This window comes from Gordonia sp. 'Campus' (assembly GCF_022206305.1).
GTDB lineage: Bacteria > Actinomycetota > Actinomycetes > Mycobacteriales > Mycobacteriaceae > Gordonia.
On sequence record NZ_JAKOIW010000005.1, the window covers coordinates 271,271 to 283,570 of the forward strand.

Sequence of the window (12,300 nt, forward strand, 5' to 3'; positions counted from 1 at the left end):
GTCTTCCGAGAATCGCGAGAACTCCGTGAGGTTCGACGTGCGCGCCCTGCTGTCCGGCATCCGCGAGGTCCTCGGGCGCGGCGACCTCGCGGCCTCGGCGGCCACCCTCACCTACTACGCCGCGATCGCCGTCGTGCCGTGGGCGCTGCTCGCCATCTGGTCGACGACCTGGATGCCGGGTGGCGCCGATGCAGAGTCGCTGTCGAAGTTGCGCGTGCTCATCCCGCCCCAGATGGGTGGCCGAGGTGTCTTCGACGAAGCGGTCGCAGTTGGCACGGGTTTGTCCCTGCTCAGCGCTCTCGTGCTGCTGTTCCCGGCGTCGTTCTACGGCGAGGGCATCCGCCGCGCGTGCGTGCCCCTGCACCCTCGCGAGGACCGGTTCACCGGGTGGCGGTCCCGCGCCTGGGTGCTGGGTCTCCTCGTGGCCCTGCCGCCGCTCACCTACGTGGTGGTCACGGTCGCCGGCGCACTGACCACGCTGGCTCCCGACGGTGGTGGCACCGGCGGGTTCGTCGACCTGGCGGTCCGGGTCGTCGTCGAGTTCATCGTCGTCTGGCTGACCCTGACGGTGGCATTGACCTGGGTGTACTGGCGTGTGACCCCCGGGCGTCCGAAGCTCGGTGTTGCTGCCGCGGCCGCCCTGGCGACCTCGTCGTTCATCGCCGGATTCACGCAGGGCTTTCTGCTGTTCCTGTCCCTCCCGATCGATGTCGGGGTGCCCTACGGCGGCCTCCGGGTGATCGGCGGAGTGGTGGCCGTCGGACTGTGGCTGTTCGTCGCGCATGTCATCGTGATCGTCGGATGGGCGCTGGCCCAGGCCATCGGGATGCAGGGCATCGGAGCGCGGGGAGGTGATCGTGCCCCCGGACCATGACCGACTGTCGCGCGTGAACCGACCCGCGCCCGGGTCGTCTCACGACCGTGCGTTGGACGCCTGGTCGGAACTGCACGGCGGGATCGATCCGCGGCAGAGCTTCTGGGTGCGCAACTGGGTACTCATCAGCCACGCCTGCGCGCGACCACTCGTGCGATTGGGAATCACCCCGAACACCGTGACCGCCCTGGGCGTCATCGCCACCGCCGTCGGACTGTGCCTCACGATCCTCGGTGGCTGGTGGCCGCTGCTCGCCGCGGTCGTCATCGTGGTGGCCGCTCTCCTCGACGGCATCGACGGCGCGATCGCCGCGCAGACCGGAACCGCCTCGCGGTGGGGACGCATCAACGACGCCGTCGCCGATCGTTTCTCGGATGTCATGCTCGTCGGCATCATCGTGGTGGTGGGCGCGCCGCCGTGGCTGGGTGCGACGCTCGCCGTGCTGACGCTGATCCTCGAGATCACCCGCGCGACGGCCCAGGCCGTGGGCATGAAGGGGCCGGGCACGGTCACCGTGTGGGAGCGGCCGTCACGGGTGATCCTGGCGGTCGTCGCGGCGGCCAGCGCGAGCTGGTGGTGGGGCGCGGACGTGAACCCCGACGTCGCGTCGACACTCGCGACGACGATCGCCGCGGTCGGGGTGGCCCTTGCACTGATCGGGACCATCCAGCTCGGGGTCGCGGTACGACGCCAGACGCGCGTTCTCGGCTGACCCGTCCCATCCGGATCACGCGTCGGTGACGAACAATGGGAGACGCACGCCTGTCAGACAAATGCCTGCCAGTCGCATGCCTGTCAGACGTACCCCTGCTCGACACTTCAGACCCGCAAGGATTCCAGGATGACGAACGATTCGGTGGTTCTCGCCGACGCCGACGGCCGCCCGTGCGGCACCGCCGACCGCGAGGGCGTGCACGGATTCGACACACCGTTGCACTTCGCCTTCTCGTGCCACCTCGTGGAGAACGGCCGCATCCTCATGACGCGCCGCGCGCTGGCCAAGCGTAGCTGGCCGGGTGTGTGGACCAATTCGTTCTGCGGTCACCCGCGACCCGGCGAGGACGTCGTCGACGCCGTCCACCGCTACGCCCGCCGTGAGCTGGGCATCGACGTGGCCGACGTCCGCTGCATCCTGCCCGACTTCCGGTATCGCGCCGTCGACGCGAGCGGGATCGTCGAGAACGAGATCTGCCCGGTGTTCGTCGCGCGCCCGCTCGGGACGCCGGCGCCGAACCCGGACGAGGTCGCCGAACATGTGTGGGCCGACGTGACCGACGTGTGGTCGACCGTCGAGCGGACACCGTGGGCGGTCAGTCCCTGGTTCGTCGAGCAGGTCCGACAACTGCCCGAGCGCGCCGGGGCCCACGGCACCCATCCGGTGATGTCCCGGGCCTCGAATTCATGACGTCAGGCAAATCCGTTCAATCAGTGAGGTCGAGGAGCGGTCGGATGATGCACATACCCGGTCATACCGAGGTGGTTCCACCCCATCGTCGTTACGACGAAGTCGCCGAGGCCAGCGCAGCGCTCGTCATCAAGTCGTACTCGAGTTCGTTCGGGCTGGCCTCACGGCTGCTTCCCCCGCGGATCCGCCGTGACGTCCAGAACATCTACGCGCTGGTCCGCGTCGCCGACGAGATCGTCGACGCACCGCGCCCGGAGCAGGGGCTCGTCGACCGCAGCAACGAGCTCGACCAGCTCGAGGAGCAGACCAGCGTCGCGCTGGTCACGGGGTCGAGCAGCAACCTCGTCGTCCATGCCTTCGCCCAGACGGCGCGGCGGGTCGGCATCGACCTCGACCTGGTCGGGCCGTTCTTCGATTCGATGCGTAGCGATCTGACCCAGGTCCAGCACGATTTCGACTCGCTGGCGACCTACATCTACGGCTCCGCCGAGGTGGTCGGTCTCATGTGTCTGCGGGCGTTCCTCGACGGCGAGGCCAAGGCCGCAGCGCGCTACGACCACCTCGAGCCCGGTGCCCGCCGCCTCGGTGCGGCGTTCCAGAAGATCAACTTCCTGCGTGATTTCGGCGAGGACAGCGACGGTCTGGGACGTCGATACCTCGTCGGCCTCGACCCCGACGACCCGGCCGACGCCGCGTGGTCGCTGTGGCTCGACGACATCGACCTCGATCTCACCGCCGCCGCGGCCGCCATCCCGGATCTGCCGGTGGGCAGCCGGGTCGCGGTGTGCACCGCGCACGATCTCTTCGCGGAACTGACCGCCCGCCTCCGCGAGTCGTCGGCGGCTCAGGCGCGTCGCAGCCGGGTCCGAGTGCCCAACGCGGGCAAGGCGAGGATCGCCGCCGCGGCGGTGGCCCGCCGTGGCATGCCCCGCGCCACCACACGACGCGACGTGTCGCGTATCCACGGACGGAACACATACGCATGATCGACCCGAAACGCGTCGTCGTCATCGGCGGCGGGGTGGCCGGCCTCGCGACCGCAGCCCTCCTCGCGCACGACGGGCACGACGTCGAGATCGTCGAGAAGAACGACGAACTCGGCGGTCGCGCGGGTTCGTGGGATCGCGACGGGTTCCACTTCGACACCGGCCCGTCGTGGTGGTTGATGCCCGAGGTGTTCGATCACTTCTTCGAGATGCTCGGCACCTCGACCGCCGAACAGCTCGACCTCGTCCGGCTCGACCCGGGTTACCGGGTGTTCTTCGGCGACAACGAGTCCGACGGCCCGCCGATCGACATCGCGGGTGACTACGCCCGCAACCGTGCGCTGTTCGAGCAGATCGAACCCGGTGCCGGTGCCGCCCTCGACGACTACCTGCGCACCGCGCGGCAGGCATACGACCTCGCGGTGGAACGCTTCCTGTACACCAGCTTCGATTCGCCGCGCGCGTTCCTCAGCGGACCCGTGCTGCGGCACGCGAAGACGCTCGCCACCCTGCTGTCATCGTCCCTGCAGTCGTTCATCTCGTCGCGTTTCAGCGATCGACGCCTGCAGCAGGTGCTGGGGTACCCGGCCGTCTTCCTCGGATCGTCCCCCGAACGCACTCCCGCCATGTACCACCTGATGAGCTGGCTCGATCTGGCCGACGGCGTGCGTTATCCCAACGGCGGGTTCACGACGCTGGTCGACGCGCTGGAACGAGTCGCCCGGGAACGTGGCGTGCGGGTACACACGGGTGCCGCGGCGACCGCGGTGCTGACGCGGGAGCGGACCGGTCGGCGAATCTCCCGGCGCCGCGCCGAGGTCGGCGGGGTGCGTATCGAGACAGCCGACGGTGGCACGCGAGATCTGTACGCGGACATCGTGATCGGTGCCACCGACCTGCACCACCTCGAGACCCGGTTGCTGCCGGCAGAGTTGCAGACCTTTCCCGAACGCTACTGGGACCGGGCCACTTCCGGACCGGGGGCGGTGCTCGCGCTCCTCGGTGTCAGCGGTGAGGTGCCCGAACTGGCACACCACTCGCTGTTCTTCACCGAGGACTGGAAGACGAATTTCGACGCGATCTTCGAGACACCCACGCGCATCCCCGATCCGGCGTCGCTCTACGTGTGCAAGCCGTCGGCGACCGACGCCTCGGTGGCGCCGACCGATCACGAGAACCTCTTCATCCTCGTCCCCGTACCGCCCGACCCGGGTCTCGGACACGGTGGTGTGGACGGCGGGGGCGACCCCGACATCGAGAAGGTCACCGATCGCGCGATCTCGATGATCGGCCAGTGGTCGGGCGTCCCGGACCTCGCCGATCGCGTCGTCGTCCGGCGCACGATCGGGCCGGCCGACTTCGTCGACTCGGTGAACTCGTGGTGCGGCGGCGCACTGGGCCCGGCCCACACACTGCGCCAGAGCGCGTTCCTCAGGTCGACGAACCGTTCGCGGAAGGTCGAGGGGCTGTATTACGCGGGATCGAGCACGCGTCCGGGTATCGGCCTGCCGATGTGCCTGATCAGCGCCGAACTCATCCGCAAGAAGCTCCGCGGGGACCGCTCGGTGGGGCCGATGCCGACGACCCAGGCTTGAGCAGGGGTCCAGAGGCGACTTCGAGGATTGAAAGCTGCATCACCCGGGTACAGGGCCGTGACAATGCTCACAGGAGAGGCCGGGGTGACATGCAGAAGACGAGTAACAGCAGTTCATGGTGGCGCGGAGCGCGGTGGATTCGTATCCGTCAGGACCTCACTCCCCAGGAACGACACAATCTCCGGGCATCGCGGGTACCGGTTGCGGTGGTGACCGCGTCGCTGGGCGGCCACCTGCAGCCGTCTCACGACCGGTACTGACGGTCGGAACCGGCCGGCGTCACCCGTCAGACGGGGCGCCGGCCGGTCCGATGAGGCCCGCGACGATACGTGCGGACAGGACCACGAGCGGAAGACCGCCGCCGGGATGCGACGACCCGCCGACCAGGTAGAGACCCGGTACGGGTGAGGTGTTCGACGGCCGCAAGAACGCCGACCGCGGGCCGTTCGACGACGAACCGTAGATCGACCCGCCGGGTGTCCTGGTCCGACGTTCGAGGTCGGCGGGCGACACCAGCAGGCGGTGGCGGATGCGGCCGGTGACGTCGAGCCCACGATCGGCCATGACCCCGACGATCCGATCCGCGTAGGACTCGGCCAATCCTGCTGCGTCCCAGTCCACCCCATGTGCGGGGTCATGGCGTGGGGCGTTGACCAGGACGAACCACGCGGCCGTCCCGGACTCCGGCACGATGTCGGGGTCGGCGGGCGCCGAGATGTACACGGTGGGACGTGCGACCGGACGGGGCGGACCGTTGAAGCCGAAGACCGCGTCGAATTCCTCGTCGTAGTCCTCGGCGAACAGCACCTGGTGATGCGGCTGGTCGGGCGGCGGGTCGTCAAGTGCGAGGAGGAGTACGAATCCGGACAGCGACGGCGTCGTCCGCCGCAGGAGTGCGCGGGGGACGCGACCGGCTCGTGGGGAAACGAGTCGGTCGTAGACCTGCCGGGCGTCGGCGTTGGCGACGACGATGTCGGCCGAGCGCCGGGTTCCGTCGGCGAGTTCGACGCCGTCGACTCGGCCATCAGGGCTCGTCGTCACCTGCGTGACGTCGACTCCGAGTTCGAGCTGCCCGCCGAGCGCGCGAAGCCGATCCCGCATGGCGGTCGCGATGCGTCCCAGACCGCCACGGACGTACCACGATCCGAAGGCCTGCTCCGCCCACGGCACCGAGGCCAGGGCCGCCGGGGCGCGACGCGGGTCCGAACCGGTGTAGGTGGCATACCGATCCAGGAGCATGCGCAGCCGGGGGTCGACGAGGTGTCGATCGCCGAGCCCGCGCAGCGTTCGCCACGGTGCGACGGTCGCGACGTCCGATGGGGTGGCGATACCGCCGATCATGGTGCGGATGCTCATCGGCGATTCGAGGAAGGGGCCTCTTGTCACATCCCAGATCGACTGTGCGCGGTGCAGGAACGAGGACCACTGCGCTCCGCGTCCGGGTCCGAGCGCGGCGTCGAGTGCTGCGGGGATGTCGTCGAGGGCTCCGGGCATGTCGAGGTTCGTGCCGTCGGGGAATCGGTAACGTGCTGCGACGGAGAGCCGTTCGAGCGTGAGGACATCGTGGATGGACTGCCCGGTGTCGTCGAAGAGTTCCTCGAAGACGTGCGGCAGGGTCACCAGCGACGGCCCGGTGTCGAAGACGAAGCCGTCGTGTTCGATCACACCGAGCTTGCCGCCGACGTCGTCGAACTGTTCGAGAACGGTGACGTCGTGGCCGGCTGCGGACAGGCGCATGGCGGTGGCGAGACCGCCCACCCCGGCGCCGATCACGAGGACACGGCTCATCGGTGGGCCTCGATGGGTCGTCCCTTCCAGTGCAGGTCTCCGCGCTGATGCGCCAGTGTCGAGTCCACGGCCAGGCCGGTGAAGGCAAGGATCGACGCGGGGTGGGCCAGGGCGTCGGGCCACGTGCGGCCACCTGTGCAGCGCGCGGAGACGGCTCGCGAGGCGACGCCGGACAGGTAACCCACCAACCCGGTCCTGGAACCGAACAGTGCTGCGACAGCGGGCACGACGTACATCAGGCAGAGAAGGCCGGTGATGGCGAGTGTCCCGGCCGGCGAACCGAACGCCGACCACAACGACTTGCGGTAGCCCGCGCGGACCTCGTGCCAACCGTGGTACATCCGGCAGGTGGCGACGGTACTGCCCTCGGCGACCACCCCGCGACCGCCCGCCGCCTTGATGGCCCGCAGCAGGCCGATGTCCTCGAGTACGACGCCGCGGACGGCGTCGTGACCGCCCGCGCGGTGATATGTCGCGGCATCGACGACCATCATCTGTCCGTTTGCCGCGGTGAGGGATTCGCGCGGCGAACGCTCGGCGAGCCCGAGCGGGAGGGTGCTCAGCCACGACCACTGCAGCAGCGGTTGGACCAGACGTTCCGCCGCGCCGACCGCGACCTGACGGGGGTACGGGCTCACCAGGGCGAGTCCGGTGTCGCGCAGCAGCGCCAGGGACGAGGTGAACGCGTGCGGTTGTACCACGACGTCGGCGTCGATGAAGATGTAGACCCCGTGGGGAAGGGCCGCGTCGGCCAATTGTCGACACGCCCAGGCTTTTCCGAGCCAGCCCGGGGGAGGTGGTGACCCTCGACGCACCTCGATCCGCTCGTCCCCGCCGGCCAGACGTGTCAGCACCGCGTCGGTGCCGTCGACGGAACCGTCATCGAGCACGACGATCCGGACGGGCCCGTGCCAGCGGTCGGCCGCCTCGAGCACGGCGGTGATGCACCGTTCGGCGGTGTCGACCTCGTCGCGCATCGGGATCAGGATCGAGAGCGGCTCTGCGGCCGGGATGTTCGACAGGCCGGGCCTGCGCACACGGCGTGCGTTGTCGACGGTCAGCACCAGCGAGGCCACGGACAACGCGGTGCCCACCGCGACCAGCCGGTGGCCCAGCTCAACCGCTCGCACGGTGCCTCTTGATCTCGATGACCAGCAGCGGTATCGCGATGACCCCCATCAGGATTCCGCCGGTGATCGCAACCGTCGGGCGACCGAAGAACATCGCATGCGCCATCACCGAGGAGAAGTAGGTCCACAGGTAGGCCGTGATCGGCACGGCATCGGTGCCGGCACGGTCGGAACGGCCGATCGCGAGGTCGAGGGCCGCGATCATGAGGAACGAGACCAGGAGCCAGCCCGCGAAGTTGGTCAGCGGGATGTCGGCGACCCCGGGCAACGACGGCTCCGGATACCGCCACGCCCAATTGCCCTGATCGACCATCTGCGGGTCGAGGAACACATCCCACGCGGTGAGTGCATACGCGCCGACGACGGCGATGATCGGTCGCGTCGCCGCGCCGGACACGCCGAGCGCACCGACAAGTCGACGCGTGACCACCAGCGCGGGCCACGACATCATGATCCAGGCCAGCGGAACCAGTACCGGGACGCCGAAGGCCTTGAGTCCGAGACCGTCGGTGTACTCGTATGTCCCGAACGGGAATCCGGTACTGACGCCGACAGCCTCGGCGAGCAGACCGCCGCCGCCGGCGATCACCGCGAGCGCCGCCGCGGCCCCCGGGCCGCGTGTCGCGCCCACGTGGACGAGTGCGGCCGACGCCAGCAGCAGGACACTCGCGACCGTCAGCGGGAGCGTGCCTCCGCCGGTGAACGGAAAGGCGATTTGCACACCGATCGTCGCGGCGAGCAGCACCCAGGCGAGTGTGACCAGTCGGCGTCCCCACGTCGGGTGCGGGTGGCCGGTCTTCCGCGAGTCGACGGCGGTCGGTACCGGGCGGCGGGTGGCGAAGTCGTTGGCGCTGGTCATGCCGACCTCCCCTCGTAGGTGCCGACCACATCGGTGACGGCGAAGCGGGCGAACAATTCCTCGGCGTACCAGCGCGCGGACTCCGTGCGCCGGACGGCGGACAGATGTGCGGGTGACCGATACGCGAATTCTGTCAGATCTCGCGCCGTGTCCCAGAGTGAGAAGGTGCCCTGCACGCCGAGCGGCAGTTCCCCGACTCCAAGGGCGAGCCGGTTACCTTGTGCGCCCGCGAGTTCGGTGGCCACCGGCGGAACCGCACGCCAGAACGAGACCATGGTCGTGGGACGCAACCGGGCACGGGTGAGCGCGGCGACGGGACCGGTCCACCGCGGGCCCGCGTCCCCGGTCGTCGTGTGGTTGCTCGTCGTCTGGTTGGTCGTCGTGTGGTTGCTTCTTGTGGAAGGGTCGCTGCCGAACGGATCGACCCGCGACCACCGTCCTTTGGAACGCAGCGGGCGCATCGTCACGCGTAGTTCCTCGGTGCTCGAGTCCTGCCACCGCCGCAACACGGGCGAGTCCGCGGCGGCGCGGGCGGCGGCCTCGTCGTGCCACACCGTGAGCGCGGCCCAGTGCCGGAGATCGGCGCTGTCCAAGGTGAAGGTGCGTGACGTGCCGGTGCCGAGCAGCTTCGCGAAGCGGAGGCCCGGTGTCCGGCGCAGCGCCCGGCGCCCCGACGACATGCGTCCGAGGGCGGGGATGACCCGGTCGACTCCCCAGACGCGGAGTTCGACCGTGGGTCCGCCGGGTGAGGTCATGAGCGACGCCACACGCAGCGTTCGACGAGGGTCGTGAGCGCCTGCCTGCTGTGGTCGTCGACCCGGGCTGAGTCGATGACGGCCAGCGCCTCCTCGGCCAGATCGACGATGCGCTGTTCGACGCGGTCCACCGATCCCGTCGACTCCAGGACCTCGCGCATGCGCGCGGCACCCTCCTCGTCGAGGTCGGGGTTGCCGAGGCCGTCGGCGATCACCCGGCGTTCCATCCGGCCGGCGGATTCCTCGGCCAGGGCGATGAGCATGGTCCGCTTGCCCTCGCGGAGGTCGTCGATGGCTGGTTTGCCGGTGACCTTCTCGTCACCGAACACCCCGAGGATGTCGTCGCGGAGCTGGAACGCCTCACCGGCGGTGAGTCCGATGCGGTCGTAGGCGTCGAGGAGTGACGCGTCGGCCCCGGCGAGGGTGCCGCCGAGCCGCAACGGCTGACCGATCGTGTACCGAGCGCTCTTGTAGCGCAGGATGCGGGCCGTCCGGTCGGCGTCGGTCTGCTCCTCGGTCTGGCTGAGCATGTCGAGGTACTGGCCGCCGTATGCCTCGTCACGCATCGCCGACCAGGTCCGGCGTACGGCTCGCCGGGTCTCGCCGTCGGCGGTGTCGGTGGCCGTCGCGGCCAGGTCGTCGGACCAGGACAGGCACATGTCACCCACCAGGATGGCGACCGCGGTCCCGTGTCGTTCGGCATCACCGCGACGGCCCGCGCGCAGGTGATCGTCGGCGAAGAGCCGGTGGACGGTCGGCAGTCCGCGTCGGGTGTCGCTGTCGTCCATCACGTCATCGTGGACGAGCGCGGCCAGGTGGAAGAGCTCGATCGCCGCGGCCATCTCGACCATCCCCGGCACGGCCGCACCCTGCGCGGCTCCCCGTGCGCCCCACAGGCAGAACGCGGCACGCAACCGCTTGCCGCCACCGATCCGCTCCGACACGGCGTCGATCGTCGGGGTCAGCTCGGGACCCACCTGCCGCAGGGTGGCGGCGTGCTGCCGGAAGTGCGAGGCCACGACCTCTTCGACGAGTTCCAGGTCGGTCGTCGCGTTCTCGATCGGGTGGAGCTCGCGGAGTGTGGAGGTCGACAGGGATGACGGCGGTACGGACGAATCGGTCATCTCTGCGGTGGGTGTCATGTCGGGGCCCTTCGGAGTCCGGGGTCGGGGACGTGTATCCGCGGATCGTGGTGTTCGGAGTCGGTCTCGGATACCCCGTGTTCGGAACGGCAACCGTGGGCGGATGGGTGGCGGCGACATGCCGGTAGCCTGAGCCGCATGGCTGTGGACGCAACGGTGCCCGTGGTGGCGGTCGGTCTTGTCGGTGGTTTCGCGGTCGCCCGCTACAGCGGCCGTCGTGAACTGGGCGGGGTGGTGCTCGGCACGGCCGGCGCCTGGTGCACCCGCCAGTGGGCGGTAGAGAAGGGACCCGCGGTGGCGGGCGGTCTGCTCGTCGGCTACCTGGCCGCGTTCGGCGGGTCGCATCCGCTGGCGAAGAAGATCGGTGCGTGGCCCTCGGTGGCCGCGGTGACCGTGGCCGCGGCAGGCGCCACGGCTCTCGCGACCCGCTGACGGCAGGCGATCGCCGACCGCGATCGACGACCCGGCGTTACGATCACCACCCATGACCGCGGGATACGGACGGACACGCCAGAACGACATCTACACCGCCGGTGTTCACCGGCGGAAACCGCGTGTGCCAACGGATTTCGCCGAACTCGAGCGTCGGGCCAAGCGTGCCATGTCGGCGCGGGCGTGGGCCTACATCGCCGGCGGCGCCGGTGAGGGACGCACCATGGCGGCCAACCGTGCGGCGCTCGACCGCTGGGCGATCGTGCCGCGAATCCTCCGGGACGTCGCGGAACGGAACCTGGGAGTCGATCTGTTCGGCCGACGACTGCCGGCGCCGGTGCTCTTCGCACCCGTCGGCGCGGGATCACTCGCCGCGCCCGGTGCCGATGCACTCATCGGCCGCGCCGCCGCCGAGCTCGGCGTGCCCTACATCTTCTCCAACCAGGCCAGCGTCGCGATGGAGGACGTCGCCGCGGAGATGGACCGGGTCAGCCCCGGCGCGCCCCGCTGGTTCCAGCTGTACTGGTCCACCGACGACGACCTCGTCGACAGCCTTCTCGCCCGCGCCGAGAAGGTTCGCGCCGACGCGGTGGTCGTCACCCTCGACACGACGATGCTCGGGTGGCGGCCGCAGGATCTGAACCTCGGGTCGTTGCCGTTCGCGCGCGGTGAGGGCATCGCGCAGTACACCTCCGACCGCCGCTTCGTCGACATCGTGGCCGACCGCCTGCGTGCCGCTGCCGACGAACGTCCCGAGATCTCGCTCGGCGCGATCGCCACGCTGGTCTCCATCACCCGCAACGCGCCGGGGAGGTTCCTGGACAACCTGAGGTCGCCCCGGCCGCGTGCCGCGGTGCAGACATTCCTCGACATCTACTCGCGGCCGTCGCTGAACTGGAACGACCTCGCCGGCCTGCGCGAGCGCACGTCGCTGCCGATCGTCCTCAAGGGCGTCCTGCATCCCGACGACGCCCGCTCAGCGGTGGACGCCGGTGTCGACGGCATCATCGTGTCGAATCACGGCGGCCGGCAGGTCGACGGCGCGATCAGCACCATCGATGCGCTCGAGGCGATCGCCCCCGTCGTCGACGGGCGGATCAAGGTCCTCATCGACTCGGGCATCTACACCGGTTCCGATGTCTTCAAAGCGCTGGCGCTCGGTGCCGACGCCGCCTGCATCGGCCGGCCGCACATGTACGGACTCGCGCTCGCCGGCTCCGACGGTGCCCGCGACGTCGTCGCCGACATCATCGCCGAGCTGGACCTCACGCTCGGGTTGTCCGGCCACACCGACGTCGTCGACCTGGACCGCGACGCGTTGCGGCGGTTGTAGG

At 69.7% G+C, this 12,300-nt stretch carries 12 protein-coding genes; 7 read left to right on the top strand and 5 right to left on the bottom strand.

Annotated features, from left to right (window positions below; genetic code table 11):
- Positions 1-25: 25 nt before the first annotated feature.
- The 5 genes from MAY35_RS08225 to crtI all read left to right on the top strand — a co-directional run bounded on the left by MAY35_RS08225 (position 26) and on the right by crtI (position 4,860).
- A complete protein-coding gene (locus MAY35_RS08225; RefSeq protein ID WP_238420555.1) occupies positions 26-874 on the top strand; it encodes a YhjD/YihY/BrkB family envelope integrity protein in 849 nt (282 codons plus the stop codon).
- Positions 858-1,586, top strand: a complete 729-nt coding sequence (locus tag MAY35_RS08230) for a CDP-alcohol phosphatidyltransferase family protein (RefSeq protein ID WP_238420557.1) — start codon at positions 858-860, stop codon at positions 1,584-1,586. Before MAY35_RS08225 ends, MAY35_RS08230 begins: the two co-directional genes overlap by 17 nt.
- A 129-nt stretch (positions 1,587-1,715) precedes the next feature.
- Complete coding sequence (idi, locus tag MAY35_RS08235; protein WP_238420559.1) at positions 1,716-2,279, top strand: isopentenyl-diphosphate Delta-isomerase; 564 nt, start codon at positions 1,716-1,718, stop codon at positions 2,277-2,279.
- 44 nt (positions 2,280-2,323) lie between these two features.
- Entirely contained in the window at positions 2,324-3,265 is a 942-nt protein-coding gene (locus MAY35_RS08240; protein WP_238420560.1) for a squalene/phytoene synthase family protein, read from the top strand.
- Positions 3,262-4,860 (top strand): phytoene desaturase family protein, encoded by a 1,599-nt coding sequence (crtI, locus tag MAY35_RS08245; protein ID WP_238420562.1) that lies wholly within the window; start codon positions 3,262-3,264, stop codon positions 4,858-4,860. The genes MAY35_RS08240 and crtI overlap by 4 nt, the downstream gene beginning before the upstream one ends.
- A 279-nt stretch (positions 4,861-5,139) precedes the next feature.
- Here the strand turns inward: crtI and MAY35_RS08250 are convergent, their stop codons facing one another.
- From MAY35_RS08250 to MAY35_RS08270, 5 genes are read right to left on the bottom strand one after another with little or no spacing between them, the layout of a single operon-like run.
- Complete coding sequence (locus tag MAY35_RS08250) at positions 5,140-6,648, bottom strand: NAD(P)/FAD-dependent oxidoreductase (protein WP_238420564.1); 1,509 nt, start codon at positions 6,646-6,648, stop codon at positions 5,140-5,142.
- Complete coding sequence (locus MAY35_RS08255) at positions 6,645-7,778, bottom strand: glycosyltransferase family 2 protein (protein WP_238420566.1); 1,134 nt, start codon at positions 7,776-7,778, stop codon at positions 6,645-6,647. The genes MAY35_RS08250 and MAY35_RS08255 overlap by 4 nt, the downstream gene beginning before the upstream one ends.
- Positions 7,765-8,637, bottom strand: coding sequence for a carotenoid biosynthesis protein (locus MAY35_RS08260; protein WP_238420568.1), 873 nt, complete (start codon positions 8,635-8,637; stop codon positions 7,765-7,767). The genes MAY35_RS08255 and MAY35_RS08260 overlap by 14 nt, the downstream gene beginning before the upstream one ends.
- On the bottom strand, positions 8,634-9,392 hold the full coding sequence (locus MAY35_RS08265) for a monooxygenase (protein WP_238420570.1): 759 nt from the start codon (positions 9,390-9,392) through the stop codon (positions 8,634-8,636). The genes MAY35_RS08260 and MAY35_RS08265 overlap by 4 nt, the downstream gene beginning before the upstream one ends.
- Positions 9,389-10,534, bottom strand: a complete 1,146-nt coding sequence (locus MAY35_RS08270) for a polyprenyl synthetase family protein (protein WP_238420573.1) — start codon at positions 10,532-10,534, stop codon at positions 9,389-9,391. Before MAY35_RS08270 ends, MAY35_RS08265 begins: the two co-directional genes overlap by 4 nt.
- Positions 10,535-10,672: 138 nt before the next feature.
- Here MAY35_RS08270 and MAY35_RS08275 point away from each other — a divergent pair, with 138 nt between their 5' ends.
- Both MAY35_RS08275 and MAY35_RS08280 read left to right on the top strand, forming a co-directional pair.
- Positions 10,673-10,966, top strand: a complete 294-nt coding sequence (locus tag MAY35_RS08275) for a hypothetical protein (RefSeq protein WP_238420576.1) — start codon at positions 10,673-10,675, stop codon at positions 10,964-10,966.
- 52 nt (positions 10,967-11,018) lie between these two features.
- A complete protein-coding gene (locus tag MAY35_RS08280; protein ID WP_238420578.1) occupies positions 11,019-12,299 on the top strand; it encodes an alpha-hydroxy-acid oxidizing protein in 1,281 nt (426 codons plus the stop codon).
- The last annotated feature ends 1 nt before the right edge of the window (position 12,300 follow it).

Excerpts from the sequence above, each read along its gene's own strand:
- crtI (WP_238420562.1), top strand. The coding sequence starts at position 3,262 with ATGATCGACCCGAAACGCGTCGTCGTCATCGGCGGCGGGGTGGCCGGC.
- MAY35_RS08260 (WP_238420568.1), bottom strand. The coding sequence starts at position 8,637 with ATGACCAGCGCCAACGACTTCGCCACCCGCCGCCCGGTACCGACCGCC.
- MAY35_RS08275 (WP_238420576.1), top strand. The coding sequence starts at position 10,673 with ATGGCTGTGGACGCAACGGTGCCCGTGGTGGCGGTCGGTCTTGTCGGT.
- MAY35_RS08250 (WP_238420564.1), bottom strand. The coding sequence starts at position 6,648 with ATGAGCCGTGTCCTCGTGATCGGCGCCGGGGTGGGCGGTCTCGCCACC.
- MAY35_RS08265 (WP_238420570.1), bottom strand. The coding sequence starts at position 9,392 with ATGACCTCACCCGGCGGACCCACGGTCGAACTCCGCGTCTGGGGAGTC.
- MAY35_RS08270 (WP_238420573.1), bottom strand. The coding sequence starts at position 10,534 with ATGACACCCACCGCAGAGATGACCGATTCGTCCGTACCGCCGTCATCC.
- MAY35_RS08240 (WP_238420560.1), top strand. The coding sequence starts at position 2,324 with ATGATGCACATACCCGGTCATACCGAGGTGGTTCCACCCCATCGTCGT.
- MAY35_RS08280 (WP_238420578.1), top strand. The coding sequence starts at position 11,019 with ATGACCGCGGGATACGGACGGACACGCCAGAACGACATCTACACCGCC.
- idi (WP_238420559.1), top strand. The coding sequence starts at position 1,716 with ATGACGAACGATTCGGTGGTTCTCGCCGACGCCGACGGCCGCCCGTGC.